The organism is bacterium (assembly GCA_016716565.1).
GTDB lineage: Bacteria > Bacteroidota > Ignavibacteria > Ignavibacteriales > Ignavibacteriaceae > IGN2.
Window position 1 is genome coordinate 111042 of sequence record JADJWC010000003.1, and the last position, 19395, is coordinate 130436.

Annotated in this window: 19 protein-coding genes; 15 read left to right on the forward strand and 4 right to left on the reverse strand. The window is 37.0% G+C overall.

Annotated elements, in window-relative coordinates:
* The first annotated feature begins 48 nt into the window (after positions 1–48).
* The 6 genes from ndhC (at position 49) to nuoF (ending at position 4645) form a co-directional block, all read left to right on the forward strand.
* A complete protein-coding gene (gene ndhC / locus IPM14_12620; protein ID MBK9098939.1) occupies positions 49–417 on the forward strand; it encodes an NADH-quinone oxidoreductase subunit A in 369 nt (122 codons plus the stop codon).
* The gene (gene nuoB / locus IPM14_12625; GenBank protein ID MBK9098940.1) at positions 408–950 is read left to right on the forward strand and encodes an NADH-quinone oxidoreductase subunit NuoB; all 543 of its coding nucleotides are present in this window, start codon (positions 408–410) and stop codon (positions 948–950) included. The genes ndhC and nuoB overlap by 10 nt, the downstream gene beginning before the upstream one ends.
* 5 nt (positions 951–955) lie before the next feature.
* A complete protein-coding gene (locus tag IPM14_12630; GenBank protein MBK9098941.1) occupies positions 956–1444 on the forward strand; it encodes an NADH-quinone oxidoreductase subunit C in 489 nt (162 codons plus the stop codon).
* A 6-nt stretch (positions 1445–1450) separates the two neighbouring features.
* On the forward strand, positions 1451–2701 hold the full coding sequence (nuoD, locus tag IPM14_12635; protein ID MBK9098942.1) for an NADH dehydrogenase (quinone) subunit D: 1251 nt from the start codon (positions 1451–1453) through the stop codon (positions 2699–2701).
* Between the two features lie 139 nt (positions 2702–2840).
* Positions 2841–3323 carry an NAD(P)H-dependent oxidoreductase subunit E gene (locus IPM14_12640; protein MBK9098943.1) on the forward strand — a complete coding sequence of 161 codons (483 nt, stop codon included), beginning with the start codon at positions 2841–2843 and terminating at the stop codon, positions 3321–3323.
* The gene (nuoF, locus tag IPM14_12645) at positions 3323–4645 is read left to right on the forward strand and encodes an NADH-quinone oxidoreductase subunit NuoF (GenBank protein MBK9098944.1); all 1323 of its coding nucleotides are present in this window, start codon (positions 3323–3325) and stop codon (positions 4643–4645) included. The genes IPM14_12640 and nuoF overlap by 1 nt, the downstream gene beginning before the upstream one ends.
* Positions 4646–4720: 75 nt before the next feature.
* Here nuoF and IPM14_12650 read toward each other — a convergent pair whose 3' ends face one another.
* The 3 genes from IPM14_12650 to IPM14_12660 form a co-directional block, all read right to left on the reverse strand.
* Positions 4721–5359, reverse strand: coding sequence for an intradiol ring-cleavage dioxygenase (locus IPM14_12650; GenBank protein ID MBK9098945.1), 639 nt, complete (start codon positions 5357–5359; stop codon positions 4721–4723).
* Between the two features lie 103 nt (positions 5360–5462).
* Positions 5463–6212 carry a carbonic anhydrase gene (locus tag IPM14_12655; GenBank protein ID MBK9098946.1) on the reverse strand — a complete coding sequence of 250 codons (750 nt, stop codon included), beginning with the start codon at positions 6210–6212 and terminating at the stop codon, positions 5463–5465.
* Positions 6213–6271: 59 nt separating this feature from the next.
* Positions 6272–6769 (reverse strand): ferritin, encoded by a 498-nt coding sequence (locus IPM14_12660; GenBank protein ID MBK9098947.1) that lies wholly within the window; start codon positions 6767–6769, stop codon positions 6272–6274.
* Positions 6770–6995: 226 nt separating this feature from the next.
* On the opposite strand from IPM14_12660, the gene gap reads away from it, so the two are divergent.
* The 4 genes from gap (at position 6996) to IPM14_12680 (ending at position 10578) form a co-directional block, all read left to right on the forward strand.
* Positions 6996–8054, forward strand: a complete 1059-nt coding sequence (gap, locus tag IPM14_12665; protein MBK9098948.1) for a type I glyceraldehyde-3-phosphate dehydrogenase — start codon at positions 6996–6998, stop codon at positions 8052–8054.
* Between the two features lie 53 nt (positions 8055–8107).
* Positions 8108–9304: a phosphoglycerate kinase gene (locus IPM14_12670; GenBank protein MBK9098949.1), complete on the forward strand. Its 1197-nt coding sequence runs from the start codon at positions 8108–8110 to the stop codon at positions 9302–9304.
* 176 nt (positions 9305–9480) lie between these two features.
* Positions 9481–10242, forward strand: a complete 762-nt coding sequence (locus IPM14_12675; protein ID MBK9098950.1) for a rhomboid family intramembrane serine protease — start codon at positions 9481–9483, stop codon at positions 10240–10242.
* A 6-nt stretch (positions 10243–10248) separates the two neighbouring features.
* Positions 10249–10578, forward strand: coding sequence for a DUF4296 domain-containing protein (locus tag IPM14_12680; GenBank protein ID MBK9098951.1), 330 nt, complete (start codon positions 10249–10251; stop codon positions 10576–10578).
* Here IPM14_12680 and IPM14_12685 read toward each other — a convergent pair.
* Positions 10529–12952: a RecQ family ATP-dependent DNA helicase gene (locus tag IPM14_12685; GenBank protein MBK9098952.1), complete on the reverse strand. Its 2424-nt coding sequence runs from the start codon at positions 12950–12952 to the stop codon at positions 10529–10531. The genes IPM14_12680 and IPM14_12685 overlap by 50 nt on opposite strands.
* Before the next feature lie 366 nt (positions 12953–13318).
* On the opposite strand from IPM14_12685, the gene IPM14_12690 reads away from it, so the two are divergent.
* The 5 genes from IPM14_12690 to IPM14_12710 all read left to right on the forward strand — a co-directional run bounded on the left by IPM14_12690 (position 13319) and on the right by IPM14_12710 (position 19376).
* Complete coding sequence (locus tag IPM14_12690) at positions 13319–15343, forward strand: hypothetical protein (protein ID MBK9098953.1); 2025 nt, start codon at positions 13319–13321, stop codon at positions 15341–15343.
* Entirely contained in the window at positions 15288–16097 is an 810-nt protein-coding gene (locus tag IPM14_12695; GenBank protein ID MBK9098954.1) for a T9SS type A sorting domain-containing protein, read from the forward strand. The genes IPM14_12690 and IPM14_12695 overlap by 56 nt, the downstream gene beginning before the upstream one ends.
* A 255-nt stretch (positions 16098–16352) precedes the next feature.
* Positions 16353–17288: a 3-hydroxybutyryl-CoA dehydrogenase gene (locus IPM14_12700; GenBank protein ID MBK9098955.1), complete on the forward strand. Its 936-nt coding sequence runs from the start codon at positions 16353–16355 to the stop codon at positions 17286–17288.
* 29 nt (positions 17289–17317) lie between these two features.
* Positions 17318–18517 carry an acetate kinase gene (locus IPM14_12705; protein ID MBK9098956.1) on the forward strand — a complete coding sequence of 400 codons (1200 nt, stop codon included), beginning with the start codon at positions 17318–17320 and terminating at the stop codon, positions 18515–18517.
* 67 nt (positions 18518–18584) lie between these two features.
* Positions 18585–19376 (forward strand): SDR family oxidoreductase, encoded by a 792-nt coding sequence (locus tag IPM14_12710; GenBank protein MBK9098957.1) that lies wholly within the window; start codon positions 18585–18587, stop codon positions 19374–19376.
* Positions 19377–19395: the final 19 nt, after the last annotated feature.

Consider the following 19395-nt stretch of genomic DNA (forward strand, 5'->3'; position numbering starts at 1 on the left):
CCCCCGTATTTTGGATAATTTTAGCTTCAATTATTTTACAATTATCAAATGATATTAGATTACATACCAATACTGCTTGTTTTAGGTGTTGCCCTGGTTTTTGGGATTGTAGTAGTGTGGTCATCCACATTAATTGGTCCCCAAAGACCTAACAGTCAAAAGACTTCTACTTACGAAAGCGGAATGCAGCCTGTTGGAACAACTCGACAAAGGATTTCGATAAAATATTATCTGGTTGCAATGTTCTTCATAATTTTTGATCTTGAAGTAATATTTGTTTACCCCTGGGCTGTTCAGTTCAGGCAATTATTTGGTGAGTATGGAATTTCTGTATTCGTTTCTATGTTAGTATTTCTGATAGTCCTTGAACTAGGTTATTTATACGCATATAAAAAAGGTGGATTCAAATGGGATTAGAAGCTTATATAAAAGAAAATGGATTTTTAACCACTCAGCTCAATTCAATTATTGCCTGGGCAAGAAAAAATTCAGTTTGGCCGATGCCGATGGGAATTTCCTGCTGTGCGATTGAAATGATGGCTGTCGGCGATCCAAAATATGATATCGCAAGGTTTGGTTCGGAAGTCATGCGTTTTACTCCACGCCAATGTGATCTTATGATTGTGGCCGGGACAGTGACTTATAAAATGTCTCACGTTGTCAGAAAAATTTATGATCAGATGCCCGATCCAAAATGGGTTATAGCAATGGGCGCTTGCACTTCCTCCGGCGGAATGTATCGTTCTTACTCTGTTGTTCAGGGTATTGACCAGTTTTTACCGGTTGATATTTATTTGGCAGGATGCCCGCCTCGTCCGGATAATCTTCTTCATGCATTAATGATGATTCAGGATAAAATAGGAAAAACAAAAGCATCTCAATTCCATAATATTACCATTGAAGATAAAGGTATCAAAGTCCCTGAGCTAAACGTAATTCAGAACAATTGATTTTTATGAACCTGAAAGAACTAATTCCTCAAAAGCTAAAAGAAAAATTTCCCTCAGTTGAGTTTGAGCTTACAGATTACAGAGATGAACTTACAATTAAGTTTGATAAGAAGTCTGTCGTTGAAATTTGCACATTTCTTAAATCTGACTCTGATCTTGAATTCAGCTGGTGCTCCGATGTTACTGCAATTGATTGGGCTACCCGTAAAAACAGATTTACGGTGGTGTATAATATTTTTTCGATGAAGCATAATTTCAGACTTAGACTTAAAGCTGATGTGGATGAATCTGATTGTACGATTGATACAGTTACCTCCATCTGGAAATCAGCAAACTGGCAGGAGCGTGAGACTTATGATATGTACGGTATCAAGTTCACTAATCATCCTGATTTAAGAAGAATGTATATGCCGGAAGAGTTTGAATATCATCCGTTAAGAAAAGATTTTCCTTTGATGGGCATTCCCGGCTCACTTCCTTTACCAAAGAAATAAATTTTTATGGAACAATTAGAAAAAGAAACTGATCCGAAAATTTTGAAAGCGCTTCTCGCTTCAAGAGAAGATTACACACTTGAAGATGCTCTTGAAAATGAAATGATTCTGAATATGGGTCCGCAGCATCCTGCAACTCATGGAGTACTTAGACTTTTACTAAGACTTGATGGTGAAAGAATCATTGGCTGTGTTCCGGAACTCGGATATCTTCATCGGGGTTACGAGAAGATGGCTGAAAACATGAGTTACTATGAATACATTCCGCATACAGACCGTCTCGATTACATATCTCCAATGGCAAATAATGTCGCTTGGGTTCTGGCAGTAGAAAAGCTTGCAGGTATTGAAGCACCAAAAAGAGCGCAGTACATCAGAATGATGATCGCAGAGCTTGCCAGAATTGCTTCGCATCTTGTTCAGATTGGTTCTTTTGCAATGGATGTTGGCGCTTTGACAGTATTTTTATGGACGTTGCGCGAACGTGAAAAAATTCTTGATATATGGGATATTCTTTGCGGTGCAAGGTTTACAAACAGCTATACCAGAATTGGTGGAGTTGCAAACGATGCACAGCCGGAAGCACTCGCAAAAGTAAAATGGTTCATCGATCAGTTTGAACCAAACTTAGCAGAAGTTGAACAGCTTTTGAACACAAATAAAATTTTCATTGAACGTGTCGATGGTGTTGGAGCCATTTCGAAAGAAGATGCTATCAGTCTTGCATTTTGTGGTCCAAACCTTCGGGCTTGCGGTGTTGAATTTGATCTTAGAAGGAATGTCCCTTATTTATGTTATGATGAAATCGATTTTAAAATTCCGACTTATACTGAAGGCGATTGCCTTGCCAGATATTTCTTACGTCTCGATGAATGCAGAGAGAGTGCAAAGATAGTCAGGCAGGTTCTTGAAAAAATGCCGCAGGGTCCGGTGCACGCAGATATGCCGAAACAGGTTCTTCCGCAAAAAGATGAAATCTATACAAAGATGGAAGAGCTCATTCACGATTTTATGATCGTTAATTTTGGAATCAATCCTCCCGTGGGGGAAATTTATCACGCAATTGAAGGTTCGAAAGGAGAACTTGGATTTTACCTCGTGAGCAAAGGTGAAGGTCATCCCTGGAAGTGTAAAATCCGTTCGCCCAGTTTTAATAATATTCAATCATTGCCCAAATTAGTGATTGGTCATCTTATATCAGATGTTGTTGCTATTATCGGAAGCATTGATCCAATCATGGGTGAAGCAGATAAGTAAGTGGAAATCGCAAATAACAAATTTCAAGTTCCAAATAATATTCAATTCACAATATTCAATTATGAATACAATGATGATTTGAATTTCGAATTTGATTTTTATTTGTTATTTGTTTTTTGATAATTGGAGCTTAACAAGAATGGAATTTAAGTTTACACCAGAAAATCTTCAGAAAGTCGAACTGGAAACCAAAAAATATCCTGTAAAAAAGCCTGCAGTTATGGCTGCTCTTTATATTGCTCAGGAACAGATTGGTTACATTTCTTTCGAAGTGATGAAAGAAGTCGCTGATGTTTTAGATATGACTGCTGAAGAAGTTTTAGGGGTAGTTACATTTTATACCATGTATCATGAGAAACCGATGGGGAAACATCACATACAGGTATGCACAAATGTTTCTTGCATGTTGCGTGGTGGATATGAGATTTGGGATCAAGTAAAAAATAAATTAGGGATCGATCATATGGGTGTCACTGCAGATCAAAAATATTCTCTTGAGGAAGTTGAATGTATGGGTAGCTGCGGAACTGCACCAATGATTGCTGTGAATGAAGACTATTACGAAAATCTTTCCAAAGAAAAAGTTGAGGAACTTCTCGAATCCTTGAAGGGAAGTAACTAATGGAAAAAATTCTCCTTCCCGATATAAAAGATCTTCACTTAGTTGATGTTTACATTTCCAACGGTGGATACGTTGCTGCAAAGAAAGCATTCACTCAAACTCCTGATGAAATAATTGACCAGGTTAAAAAATCCGGATTGAGAGGAAGAGGCGGCGCTGCGTTTTTATGTGGACTGAAATGGAGCTTCATGCCGAAGACCACAGATAAACCAAAATATCTTTGCATCAACGGCGATGAAAGTGAACCAGGTTCATTCAAAGACAGACAAATTTTTGAATTCAATCCTCACCAGATGATTGAAGGAGCGATAATTACTTGTTATGCGATCGGTGCGAAGACAGCTTACGTTTATATAAGAGGTGAATATCACAAGTGGATAAAGTTATTGCAAAAAGCAATTGATGATGCTTACGTAAAAGGTTATCTCGGCGAGAAGATGAAAGAAACTTTTGGAACGAGCTTCACCTGCGATTTATACATTCACAAAGGTGCGGGCGCGTACATTTGTGGTGAAGAATCTTCTCTGATGAATTCGCTGGAAGGGAAGAGGGGATATCCGAGAGTTAAACCTCCATTCCCCGCACAAAATGGTTTGTGGGGCTGTCCAACTACAATCAACAATGTTGAAACAATTGCAAACGTTCCGAAGATAATTGAAAATGGATGGGAATGGTTCTCTAAAATTGGTCATCCGAAACATCCCGGAACTCTGTTATTCGGTGTTAGCGGACACGTTAACAAACCCGGTGTTTATGAACTTCCAACCGGAACTTTACTTACTGAAATCATTTACAATTATGCTGGCGGAGTTCCAAACAATAAAAAAGTTTTGTGTGTAATTCCAGGCGGAACCTCTATGCCTCCAATTCGTGGCGATAAATTAGAAGGCGTTAAAATGGATGCTGAATCGCTGAAAGAAGTTGGTTCTGCAATTGGTACTGGCGGAGTGATTGTGATGGATGAAGATACAGACCTCGTAAAAGTTTTAGCAAGAATAGCTCACTTCTATCACCACGAAAGTTGTGGACAATGCACTCCCTGCCGTGAGGGAACCGGATGGCTTGAAAAAATTCTGAAAAGAATTATTGCCGGTAATGGTTCTACAAATGATCTCGATTTACTTATCACAGTTGCAAACCAGATTGAAGGAAACACGATCTGCGCACTTGGTGAAGCTGCTGCCTGGCCGGTTAAATTTATGGTTGAAAGATTCCGTGATTATTTTGAAGCGAGAGTTAGCAAAGAGATAAGTCTGCCTGTTGCAAACAAAGTCCACTCAATGAGAGAAACTGCTTTCCCGCTTGCGGATGTGAAGAATTAGAAATAAAAAAATCCTCTTAAGTTAAGAGGATTTTTTATTTAAACATTAAAAATCCAATCGTATTTTAAAGACGACTCAATCTTCCAAAATAATATCACGTTGCCCAATCCAGGTATTATCCATTTTCTTCAACTCAATTATTCCTGTCCCACCGATTTCATATGGTAAAGCGGATTCATATTTTTTATTAACCAGTGGATCGTCCTTAAATACATAATCATTGATGTGGAAGTAAGAACCATCGGGTGTTTTTATAGATGCATGAATATGAGCAGGGAATAAATTACCGGGGTAAGGTGCAGGTCTGATAGTTTTAATCGTATAACGTCCTGCACTGTCTGTTTTACACCAACCATGCAATTTGCCGTGCCATTTTTGAACGCCGGTTTCATTTCCGCTCTTTGAATAGTATCCTTTGCTGTCTGTGTGGTAAGCATAAAGAATTACATTAGGATAAGGAGTTTTTCCATCGACTTTAAAAATTGTTCCGGAAATAATCAGCTCGTCAGCAGTTTCACCTTCAGCAGGTATGATCATTGTGCTAATAAGATTTTCCGGCATATTAATAAAATAACATTCGATATCAGCATCCGGGTCATCGCAGTCATCATTTTTTAATGCCTGAACCTCAGGTCGATTCTGTTGTGCTTCCATACACGATGAAACAGTTAGTATCAGCAGAAAGTAATTTAATATTTTAAATGTGATTGACATTTTTCTATTTCTACAATTATTTAATGTCCAGTTGTTTTGGCTCCCAATTCTCTTTCAGGCATAAACTATTCACCTTTAATTTCATCGATCTGTTCAAACCAGTTCAATTTACGACTTCTATCTTTCCGTCAGTTAAATTGTAATACATCCCGACAATTTTTATTTCCCCCTTCACTTCCATCTCATTCAGTATAGGACTTTTCATCCGGATTTGTTCAATGTTATACCTGATATTGTTTTCAGAAACATATCGAACAAACTCATCATGTTTAGAAGTTTTTTCACCTTCGAAATCCTGACTCATCTCTACAGCTGGTTTGATCTTAGACAGCAAAATCGTAATGTTATCCAATTTAACATCATCGATTGCTGATTTTACAGCTCCGCAATTCTGATGACCAACAAGAACAATTAATTTAGCACCGGAAACTTTGCAGGCAAACTCCATGCTGCCTAATATATCCTCATTCACAATATTTCCGGCAATCCTTCCAACGAATATATCTCCAACACCCTGATCAAAAACATATTCAACGGGAACCCGGCTGTCGAGGCAACTTAGTACAACTGCTTTTGGATATTGTCCCGCGGCTTTCTGGCGGACTTGTTCGCGGTAGTCTCTGTTCCTCATTTTTCCGGTTACAAAACGGTTGTTCCCATCAATAAGAGCTTGAATAACCAGGTCTGGAGTTAGTTTAGCTTGTTTCTCCGCAGTCATAACTTCAGTGATCAGAGACGTATCAATACCTGCTGAAGGATTTAATTTTTCCTTTTCCTCCATTTGCTCAATGCAGGCACCGGAGATCATTGCAACAATTAATAAGTATATCGATATGTATAAATTATTTTTCATTCATTCCTCCTTAGTCTTTTAGAATGATAATCATTTAATAATTTATTTTTAGATTATAGTCACCCACCAGCTGCTCTCGCACCCAACTCTCTATCCAGCATATACAATCCACCTTTATTATCGCCAATCATTTCAAGCTTATGAAGAATTTCTTCTACCGTTGCTTCTTCTTCAACTTGTTCGGTGACAAACCACTGCAGGAAGTTATTTGTTGCGTAATCTTTTGCCAGCATCGCTTGTTCAACAAGCTTGTGAATTAATCCTGTGATTTTTTTCTCGTGTGCCAGAGTGTCTTTAAATGCATCTGTAACAGATTTCCAATTTGTTTTTGGTGCACCAATTTCCTTCAGTGAAACATCTCCACCCGCCTGAATTATGAAAGAATAAAATTTCATTGCGTGCATATATTCTTCCTGTGACTGTATCCTGAACCAGTTGGCAAATCCCTTAAAATTTTTTTCTTCGAAATAAGCGGACATCGATAGGTACATGTATGAAGAAAAGAATTCCTCATTCAGATGTTTGTTAAGTGCATCCTGCATCTTTTTTGTTAACATTTTAACCTCTTTCTTAATTGATATTTTACAATAATTTTCTGCAAATATAATGAATCTGATATAAACAATTAACATTAACAATTTCTTTATCTCATCAGTTCAATAAAATCAAAAAATCCTGTGATGTATTACATTCTACCATCATTATAAATTGAAAATGCCTAATGCTTTACCTAACTTTGTTAAGTTTTTTCAAATCAAATCTTATAATTAAGGAGATATAAAAATGGCTGTAAAAGTAGCAATAAATGGATTCGGAAGAATTGGAAGATTAATCCTTCGTTCAATGGCTGAAAAGGGTGTACTCGGAAAAGAAATAGATGTTGTAGCTCTTGTTGATGTCGTTAACGATGCAAAATATTTTGCTTATCAGTTGAAATATGATTCTGTCCATGGAACCTTTAAAGGTGAATTTAGTTCGAAGAAAAGTAAACCAGATTTAGAACACGACGACATTCTCGTTGTTAATGGCGATGAAACAAAATGTGTACTTGCAACAAAAGATCCTTCACAGCTTCCATGGAAAGAGTTAGGTGTTGATATTGTAATCGAATCAACCGGTCTTTTCACTGATTCAGAGAAAGCAAAAGGACATTTAACAGCAGGTGCAAAAAAAGTTTTAATTTCAGCTCCGGGTAAAGGTGATGTAAAAACCGTTGTAATGGGGGTTAATGATAATGAGCTGAAATCAGAACATAAAATTATTTCAAACGCATCATGTACAACCAACTGTCTAGCTCCTGTCGTTCACGTTTTATTGAAAGAGGGAATTGGAGTTGAAGTTGGAATTATGACAACCATCCACGCTTACACAGCAACTCAAAAAACAGTTGACGGACCTTCAAAGAAGGATTGGAGAGGTGGTCGTGCTGCTGCAATAAATATTATTCCATCAACAACCGGTGCTGCAAAAGCTGTTGGTGAAGTGCTGCCATCAACAAAAGGTAAGCTAACCGGAATGTCTTTCCGAGTTCCGACTGCAAATGTTTCTGTTGTCGATTTAACTTTCCGCTCAGTAAAAGAAACGTCAATCAAAGAAATTGATGAGCTATTGAAGAAAGCTTCAAAAACTTATATGAATGGAATTCTTGGTTATACAGAAGAAGAGCTTGTATCTACTGATTTCAATCACGATGAACGTTCTTCAATTTATGATTCACTTGCTACAATGCAGAATAACTTCAAGGATGAAAAAAGATTCTTTAAAATTGTTACATGGTATGATAACGAATGGGGTTATTCTAACAGATGCGTTGACTTGCTGATGAAGATGACCAATATGTAATTTGATTTTAATAATTTATTAAAAATAAATTCTGAAAAATAAGTGGCAAAAAAATGAACAAACTTTCAATAGATAAAGTAGATTTAAAAAATAAAAGAATCCTCGTCCGCGTTGACTTCAACGTTCCACTGGATGATAAATTGAATGTTACTAATGACATCAGGATTGTTGAATCACTTCCAACAATTAAAAAGATAATATCAGCTGGTGGCAAAACTATTTTGATGAGTCATCTTGGAAGACCAAAAGGTGAACGTAAACCTGAATTCAGTTTGAAACCTGCTGCGGAGAGACTTGGCAAATTGCTTGGTAAGGAAGTAAAACTCGCTCCTGATTGTATTGGTGCAGAGACTGAAATGCTCGTAAACGAGATGAAATCCGGTGATGTTGTTCTGCTTGAAAATCTTCGTTTCCATAAACAGGAAGAAAAAAATGATTCCGAGTTTGCAAAGCACTTGGCCAATCTCGGCGATGTTTACATTAACGATGCATTCGGCAGCGCCCACAGAGCACATGCTTCAACTGAAGGTGTTACAAAGTATATCAAAACTTGTGCAGCCGGTTATCTAATGCAAAAGGAATTGGATTATTTAGGAAGTGCACTTGCAAGTCCTAAAAGACCGTACTGTGCAATTCTCGGTGGTGCAAAAATATCCGGTAAGATTGATGTAATAAATAATCTGCTTGATAAAGTAGATACTTTAATTGTTGGCGGCGGAATGGCATTTACTTTCTTCAAAGCTCAGGGAAAAGAAATTGGCAAGTCATTACTTGAAGAAGAAAAGCTGGATCTTGCAAAAGAACTTCTTGAGAAAGTTAAATCATCCAAAATTAAATTTCTGCTGCCAGTCGATGTTGTAGTTGCAGAAGAATTCAAAAATGAATCGCCTTCATCAGTTGTAGATGTTGATAAAATTCCTGCTGACAAAATGGGATTGGATATAGGCCCGAAGTCAGTTAAATTGTTTTCGGATGAATTACTGAAATCGAAGACGATAGTTTGGAATGGACCTATGGGAGTTTTCGAGATGCCGAATTTTGCAAAGGGTACCTTTGCTGTAGCTGAGACTCTTGCAAACGCAACTGAAAGCGGTGCCATAACAGTGATCGGCGGTGGTGATTCAGCCGCAGCGATTGCAGATGCAGGATTAGAGAAAAAAGTTTCTCACGTCTCAACAGGCGGTGGTGCATCTCTCGAATTCCTTGAAGGAAAAGTTCTTCCCGGTGTTGCAGCTTTGACTGATGCGTAGATAATGAAATTAATCAAGGAGACTTTTTGAACAATTCTTATAGACCTTTTGGAAGATTTAGTGTTTTTCCCCCTGTGATTAAAAATCTTTTAATCATCAATGTTGCTGTGTTTTTTATACAAATACTCGCTCAAAATCTTTTACTTGGCGGTGTAAGAGTTGGCCTTTTACTCAACATGTGGTTTGCACTAAATCCAGTTCAGGAAGGTTTCAACTTTCAGGTATGGCAGCTTCTAACCTACCAATTTATGCATGGCGACTTTTGGCATATATTCTTTAATATGCTCATGCTCTGGATGTTCGGAATGGAAATTGAAAATCTTCTGGGATCAAAAAAATTTCTGATTTATTATCTAATGTGTGGAGTTGCTGCTGGCTTGGCTCAACTTTTTATTGCACCTTTGTTCTCAAGTCCTGCTCCTACCATTGGAGCGTCCGGCGCAGTATATGGTATCCTCATCGCTTTTGGTTTGATGTTTCCCGACCGTTATATTCTTTTAATCTTTCCGCCAATACCGGTGAAAGCAAAATATATGATAGGTTTTTTATTAGTAGTTGAATTTTTATCCGTTAACAGCGCTCATAGCACAGTTGCTCATCTTGCACATCTTGGAGGTGCTTTAGCAGGATTCTTATTTATTATGTTTGATAAAAACATTGATGTTCCACTCAAAAGGATGTTAAATATTTCTTCCGGGTACGGCTCACGCAGTCAATTCAAAAATCCTTTTGACGGTCTGGCTGACAAATTCAAACGGAGACGAGAAGATATTGAAGAAGCTGATTATTATGATATCAATCAGAAAAAAGATAGCAATGAAATTTCTCAGGCTGAAATAGATGCAATACTCGATAAGATAAGTCAATCAGGATATCAGAATTTGACTGAACGTGAAAAAAGAATCCTCTTCGAAGCCAGTAAGAAGATGAATCGATAAATTTCAATGTCAATAATTCAAAGTCAGAAATTTTTCATTCTCATTCTCATCCTTCCGTTTTTAATATTATCTTGTGAAAAAGAACCACCCATTTCGCAGGAGGTATTCATTAAAGCTTATGTGGATTTATTGATAATTCAGGATACTACAACAACGGAAAATTTCTCGCCCGATTCGGTTAAATCGTTAGTCCTGCAACGATATAACATTTCATCTGAAAAATATGATGAGATGATAGATTATTATAATTCCCAACCCGAAAAATGGACTGTGTTTTTTGACAGTGCTACTGCTTATGTTGAGAGATTGAGACAGGAGACTGAGAATCAGCCCTGAATTTTGCTACTGCAATTCTTATTTCAGGATAAGATATTTTTGAAGGCAACCGCTCTTTAAGATCTTTCAGGTTTTCAAACCCTTTTGAAACTTCCTCAATTATTCTTTGCAGAACATCTTTTTTAATCAGCGATGAGATATCCGTATCCGGCTCATATTCTATTATTGACTCAATTTGCATAGAGATGACTGCTTCAGATAGTTTGATCGTTTCCGCAATTTCCTTTAAAGTATATTTTTTCTGAAGAAGCTTTTTAGTTTCGATAATATTCTTCGGTAGTTCTTTTGAAAACTTGGTTTCAGATTTAAGTATAGCATTTGGTTTATAAGAATTAATCGCTTCAAGGAATTCATTGCCAAGCTTATTGAACATTCTGCTGTTAAAACCGTTAATGCTTAACATTTCAGCTTTGCTTCTCGGTTTTAAACGGGCAACTTCTCGTAAGATTTTATCTGGACAAATTAAGTAACCGGATTGCATAAATCTGTCAGATGCTTTTTTTCTAACTTCCCGAAGAAGATTGAACAGATATAAATCCATGTCCTCTTCAGCAGATTTTTCCTTTTCTGTAGATTTTTTATTCGATTTAGTCTCAAGTTTCGGTAAACTCAAATAATTTTTACCGCCCAAAGTCTTAGTTATATTTTCTTTTGAAACCTGGTAGGCAATTACACCCTTCATTTCTGCAATGGAAAAGTTTTTGCAGGAGCCGAAGTGTTTAGACAGAGCAGCACTTTCTTTAATCTTTTCACCACGCAGTAGATTAATTAAAAAATTTTCAGGAATTGGTTCGCTGGCTTCTTCGAGTGTTTCAAGTATTATTTCAGCGAGATAAGATTTTGAAGATTCCTGCAGATTACCAGATGATGTGCAGTTATCACATTTCCCGCACCGGTAATCCGACACACTTTCGCCAAAGTAATTAAGGATATTTTTAAACCTGCATTCATTTGCAAAAACAAACTCAACCATTTTATCAAGCTTCTTCTGAGAGTTTAGATAGCTTTCATTAATTAATTTGAAGTTAAGTTTTAAATTATCAGCATCAACCCGCGGACTGGTGAGAATTACCGTGTTCTCTTTTATTGCTTTGTTGAAAGAAATTATACCCATGTTATCAAGTATGCTCAATGATTCAATTAAATTTTGTTCGGGCAACATAATCTTTTGTGCAAGAACTGACGATGAAAATTTTATTGATGATGTAAACAGATTGCTTCCATACTCACGGACTAAAGAAACTAAAACTTCAGCGAGTTCCTTATAATGAGTTTTTTGAATGAATTCCTTAAGTCTATCTTTGCTTACCAGCAATTCAATGGAATCTTTTTTATCATACTCCGAGACACTGCAGATATACCCGGAATTTTCAAGATATCGTAATGCGGTATGAAGAAGCCCGGATGTTATTTCACTGGCGGTATATTTAGAGATGTATTCTCTATCAACAATCAGTTCTTTTTCAGGAAGACTTCCTACAGCGATGCTGCTATAATCGCAAATTGCCTTATAAATTTTTTGAATGATCTCTTTGCCGGGATGCGAATTGAGTATAAAAAAATTCTGGATCGTAAGATCCGAATCATGATGTAATAAGTAGCAGAATGATTCTTTACCATCACGACCTGTTCTGCCAATTTCCTGGTAATAACTTTCAACCGAGCCGGGAGTGTTGTAATGAATTACAACTCTGATATCCGGCTTATCAATACCCATTCCAAATGCATTAGTCGCTGAAATGATCTCCGTATTTCCGCTAATGAATTCTTCCTGAACTCTTCTTCTCTCGGGAGCTGTCAAACCGGCGTGATAATAATTACACTTAATTCCTTTAACATTTAAATATTCAGCAATCTCTTCTGATTTTTTACGGGAGGCGGTATAAATTATTGCTGAGCCTTTAATGTCATTTAATATTTCAAGACATTTTTCTTTTTTCTTCTTTGTGTGAATTACTTTGATATTCAGATTTTCTCGCTCAAATCCACGAACAAATATTTTCTCATCTTTAAATCCAAGCTGAGAAACAATATCATCTCGTACTTCAGGAGTTGCAGTTGCAGTAAATGCGGAAACTTTTTTAATTCCAATATGATCAATGAATTCCTTAATCTTCAAATAACTTGGTCTGAAATTATGTCCCCACTCACTTATACAATGAGCTTCATCAACAAATAAAAATTTTGGTTTTAATCCCTTTATCCTTTCAGCGAATTTAAGACTATCAATTCTTTCAGGTGCAAGGTAGAGAAGCTTTATACTTCCGAGAGCTATTTTGTTCAGAACTTCCTCAGTTTCGGAGTAACTCATTGTGCTGTTGATGAATGCAGCTACCGCTTTCTTTTTATTTAATGCATCAACCTGATCTTTCATTAATGCGATAAGCGGTGAAATTACTATAGAAAAATTTTCTGAAATAAGTGCCGGAATCTGGTAACAAATGGACTTACCGGCACCTGTTGGCAGGACAGCAAGAACATAATTATACTTTAATGCTGCTTCAATTATTTCAAGCTGACCATTTCGAAAGCTTTCATAACCAAAAAATTCCTTAAGTATTTTATCTGGCGTGCTCAGTCCGGTACCTTTTTTGCTTGTTATCTGACTTCTTGAAGTTTATTTTTGAATGAATTTATTCAAAATAAAAGAACCAAATTCACAATTAAAAATATATTCAAAAATTTATTCTAAACATTCAACGAAAAACACTAATTATATAAAAATCATAGGGAGACATTGATGAAATTACTTTTTTATTCGCTGCTATTATTTTCCTCAGTTAGCATTGGCTTCGCACAAACAACTTATACGGATATACTGATCGAGAATTCAGTATACTCTGAAGCACCAGAATACATTCAGCAAACAAAACCTTTTATAAGACAGAGATGGTTTTTTGAGCAGAGAGCTTACCCGAATAATTTCATTCCTGAAAATGCATATGCGAATGCAATGAACCAGCGTAATGAATTAAGAATTCAATATTCTGATAAAATGCCCGCTATTAATTGGGTCAGTCTTGGTCCTACTCCCGGCTATTATTTTAGTTATGGTAATATTTCCTCAAGAGTTGTTACAGGTGCATACAATCCTGCAAATCCGAGTACGATTTACATTGGACCCGCAAATGGCGGTGTCTGGAAATCAACAGACAACGGAACTAACTGGGTCCCATTAACAGATAACCAGCCATCTATGTCAATGGGTGCGATAGCTATTGATCCAACCAATCCGAATATTATTTATGCCGGGACCGGTGAAGCTACATACAGCGGTGCATCTTATTATGGCAGGGGATTATTAAAATCAACTGATGCTGGTGCAAACTGGCAGCATATCACAACCGGATTACCTTCCTCATCTTATTTTTCAAGAATTAAAATCAGACCGAATCATCCAACTGAAATACTAGCTGCGCTTGGAAATTCAGGATTGTACAGAAGTACAAACTCAGGACAAAGCTGGTCTGTTTTATTAAGTGGAAGATGTGATGATGTTGTTTTCACTTTTACAGGTGACACTGCATTTGCAGTAGGTTCAGGAATTGGTTTCAGAAGATCACTTGATGGCGGGCAATCATTTTCAACTTTTGGAACAGGCTTAGGAACCGGAACCAGAACTCATTTTGATTTATGTCTTGCTCAGCCGGCTTTTATGTATGCTGCTGTTCATGGGAGCAACACAGTAACGGTTTACAAATCAACAAATTCAGGTGCTAATTGGTCACAGCTTTCAACGTCATCATCATTCCAAAGTCAGGGAGGACAGGCTTGGTATGATTTATATTGCAGAGTAAATCCTGTCAATCCAAATATTGTGTTTATCGGTACAATAGATATCTGGCGTTCAACTGATGGAACAACATTTACAAATATCACAAACGGATACCAAGGCGGTTATGTTCATGTTGATCAACATTTTCTCTTTTTCCATCCTAATGATCCGAATACAATAATGTCTTGCAATGATGGTGGAATATGGCTATCTACTAACAGCGGAAATAGCTTTACCAATCTGAACCAGACTTTAACGCTCACGCAATTTTACAGGATAGCTGCTAGTCCTTTTTCTCCAAGCAGGATACTGGGAGGAACGCAGGATAATGGGACTCAGCAAACCTATTCTGCTCTCAACTGGGCTGCTGCGTATGGTGGTGATGGAGGTGAAGTTTGCTTTAATCCTTTCAATGCAAACTTTATACTCGGTGAAACTCAGAACGGCGGAATTTTCAGAACAATTAACGGCGGAACTTCATGGAGCAGTGCTACAAGCGGAATTAGTACCAGCGAAAATGTGGCATGGGTTGCACCGATAATTGCACATCCTACCATTGATGGTACCTTTTATGTCGCAAGGCAAAGAGTCTATCGTTCAACAAATAATGGTGGATCGTGGACGGCAATTTCAGCAAATGTTTATGGAACAAGTGCAGTCAGGGAAATGGCAATTAGTAAATCAAATCCACTTATTATGTACGCAACGTCTGGAGCGAGTATATTACTTTCCACAGATGGCGGCGCAACATTCACGAATAAAACTTCTGGTCTTCCTGCACGAACAATAACTTCAGTTAATATTCATCCAACCGATGAAAATATTGCTCTGATTACTTTCTCAGGATTCAGCACAAATAAAGTTTACAAAACAACTAATATGGGGACTTCATGGGTAAGTGTTCATGGTAACTTACCCGATTCACCAGTTAATGATGGATTTATCTATACGCACGATACAGAATCCAAACACTTATTTTGTTGCTACTGACATTGGTGTTTTTCTAACTCAAAATGATGGAACTACATGGGTTGAACTTCCGAACAATTTGCCGAATACAGTTATAATGCATCTTGATTATTCACACTCAAATCAAATGTTACGAGCAGGTACTCATGGCAGAGGTGTCTATGAAGCATTCATAGATTTTCAGATACCGGTTGAACTTACTTCATTCACCGCTGAAGCCGAAAAAAATATTGTTACACTGAATTGGAGTACTGCAACCGAAATAAATAACTCCGGCTTTGAAGTTGAGAGAAAACTAAAAAACCAGGAGTGGGATAAGATTGCATTTATTCCGGGTAAAGGAACAACAACTGAAATTCAGAACTACAGTTATTCGGATGATTATTCTTCGCTTCCTTATGAAGGAACCGTACTTTACAGGTTAAAACAAATTGATTACGACGGAACATTTGAGTATTCTGAACAACTTGCGGTTAACTTAACATTTGTTCCTTCAGAATATTATGTGTCACAAAACTATCCGAATCCTTTCAATCCATCTACGACAATAAAATATTCTTTGCCTGTTGAAAGCCAGGTTAAAATAAATATCTACAATTCACTTGGTGAAGTGATTGAAGATTTGGTTTCTAAAGTACAGGATTCAGGCAACTATGAAGTGATATGGAGTGCACAGAATTATTCTTCGGGAATTTATTATTACTCATTTGAAGTAATTAGCACTGATGGTTTACAATCTCACCGGGAAATGAAAAAGATAGTTTATTTGAAATAAAAACAATTAAAGTTTTTTTTTGAAGGGATGCATTAAAATGCATCCCTTTTTTAATTTGTGATGGAAATCATTTCTCTTAATAATTACAATCATATCTCACGAAACTATAATTTCTGTGCTATTAAAACATCTTTATTATCTTTAACTTTGAAGTGTATTTATTAAAAATTTATTTAAGATAGCGACGCCGCTAAGCAATGACTATCCCGCAAGACAAGCACACAGATTAATCTTCAGAAAGAAACAGGTACACCAATGCCAGAAAAAGAATTAAAGTTAGAAGACTTATTAAAATCATCTCCCAAAGCAGTTGATCAGGACTCAATAAAAGAAATAGCAATAATCGGTGCTGGTGTAATGGGGCAGGGAATAGCACAGACTATTTCAGCTGCTGGTTTAGATGTTTTATTAATTGAAAAAGGAGAGAAACAGCTTAAACAATCAAAAGCAATGCTCTCCGAGACAATGGATCGTGAAATTAAACGCTGGGCAATGACCAAATCTGAGAAGAAAGCAATTCTCAGCAGGATAATTTGGGATACAACCTTAGATAAAATATCAGATCGTGATCTGATTATTGAGGCAGTTGATGAAGATTACAATCTTAAAGTTGAAATTTTTACTCAATTAGATCAAAAGGCCAGGAAGGACTGTATTTTTGTTTCAAATTCCTCAACTCTTAGTCTCACAAAGATTTCCGAAAAGACAAGTAGACCTGATAAAATGATCGGACTGCACTTTCTGAACCCGGTTCCAAAAATTCCTGTAGTGGAAGTTGTGAAGTGTCTTCATACTTCAACCGAAACAATTGCCCGGGTAAAAACTTTTATTTCAAATATTGGTAAAACTCCTGTTGAAGTTTATGAGTATCCCGGGTTTGTAACTACACGTGCAATTGTTCCTCTGCTAAACGAGGCAATGCACATTTTACTGGAAGGTGTTGCAACAGCAAAAGATATCGACACTGCGATGAAACTTGGTTATAATTTCCAGATGGGACCGCTTGAAATGGCTGATAGTATGGGACTTGACGAAGTTCTTGCCTGGATGGAAACACTTTGGAAAACTCTTGGCGAACCAAGATACCGCGCCTGTCCGATTTTACGAAAGCTCGTCCGTGAAATGAAACTTGGAAAGAAAACCGGCGAGGGATTTTACAAATATGACGAGCACGGAAACATTATAGGATAACATTTTTTAATTTATATCAAAGAAATAAAATGAAAGTATTAGTATTAAACTGCGGCAGCTCATCGATAAAATATCAACTTATCAATACAGAAACCGAAACTGCACTTGCAAAAGGTCTGGTTGAAAGAATTGGAATGACAGGAGCGGTTTTATCCCATTCAAGACATGATGGCAATAGTATAAAGATAGCAGGTGAAATTCTTGATCATCAAATAGCCATCGAATATGTAATCGCAATATTGCTAAGTCCAAACCACGGTGTTATAAAAGATGTAAAAGAAATTGATGCTGTCGGACATCGGGTTGTACACGGTGGTGAATCTTTTACAGGTTCAGTTTTAATTACTGATGAAGTGATTAAAGTACTTCAGGAGAATATTGAACTGGCTCCACTGCATAATCCACCAAATATAAAAGGTATTCAGGCAACAATTAGACTACTTCCAAACACACCTCAGGTTGGTGTTTTCGATACAGCATTCCACTCGAAAATGCCGCCTCGTTCATATCTGTACGGCATTCCATATGAGTTGTACAAGAAATATAAAATCAGACGATACGGTTTCCATGGAACATCTCATCTTTACGTTTCAAAGATAGCCGCACAGATGATGGGTAAAGATATTTCTCAATTGAAAATAGTAACAGCACATCTTGGTAATGGCTGCAGTATGGCTGCCGTTGATAACGGCATCTCAGTAGATACTACTATGGGATTCACACCATTGGAAGGTCTATTAATGGGCACTCGAAGTGGTGATCTGGATCCTTCACTAATTTTATACATTATGGGCAAAGAAGGCTTATCGTTGAGCGAAGCAGGAACACTTCTAAACAAACATTCCGGGCTGATTGGAATAAGTGGAGAAAGCAGTGATATGCGTGAGATTCTCGCATCTGTAAAAGATGAACAAAAACGAGCTATATATGCTTTTGAAATCTTTTGCTACAGAATTAAGAAGTATGTCGGTGCATACTCAGCCGCTATGGGAGGTCTGGATGCATTGGTATTCACCGGTGGCATTGGTGAAAATTCACCTGAAGTTAGAGAAGAAGTTTGTAAGAATATGGAATTTCTTGGTATAAAGCTCGATAAGCTAAAAAATGAAAACCGTGAAAATGTTATTTCTGATAATTCTTCAAGAGTTAAAGTATACAGGATACCTACAAATGAAGAATTGGTAATAGCAATGGATACTTCAAAAATTGTTGGTAATCCAGTTCAATAATTAAAATAATTATCTTATTTTAATTCCTGCCAATCACTTTATCTTTAATAAATATAAAAGGCATACTGTGGAAACAGGACTCAAAGGAAAAACTGTTTTAATTACTGCATCCAGTATGGGAATCGGAAAAGCAACAGCTGAGCTATTTGCAGAGGAAGGATGTCGGGTTGCGATTTCTTCCCGATCAAAAGAAAATCTTTTATCTACATCAAAAGAGTTGAAAGAAAAATACAATACGGATGCTTTTTGGTCAGTATGCGATTTGAACAAACAGAAGGATATTGAGAGTACATTCAATGCTGTCAATTCGCATTTCGGTAATATTGATATTCTAGTAAATAATTGCGGTGGACCAATTCCTGGATTATTTCAGGAACTTGAAGAAGAAGACTGGAACTTAGCATATGATCAGGTTCTCCTCAGTGTAGTAAGATTTTCCAAGCTCGTTCTGCCGGGGATGATGGCAAATTACTGGGGGAGGATAATTAACATAACCTCAATCTCTGTAAAGCAGCCTGTTGATAATTTAATACTTTCAAATTCTATGCGTGCCGCTGTGACAGGATTTACAAAATCACTCAGCAATGAAGTTGCAAAATTCAATATAACTGTAAATAGTGTGGCTCCCGGGATGACATTGACAAACAGATTGTATGAACTCGCTGTTGTTGAAGGAAAAGAAAAAGGAAAATCACACGAGGAAATTCTGGTTGAAATGGCAAAACGTGTTCCGCTGAACAGACTTGCAAAACCAGAGGAGATTGCCTCGGTTGTTGTATTTCTTGGATCAAAGCAAGCAAGTTATGTTAATGGTGTCACTATCCACGTTGATGGTGGTTATATTAAAAGTGTTTTTTAATAGGAGGCAAAAAAACTAA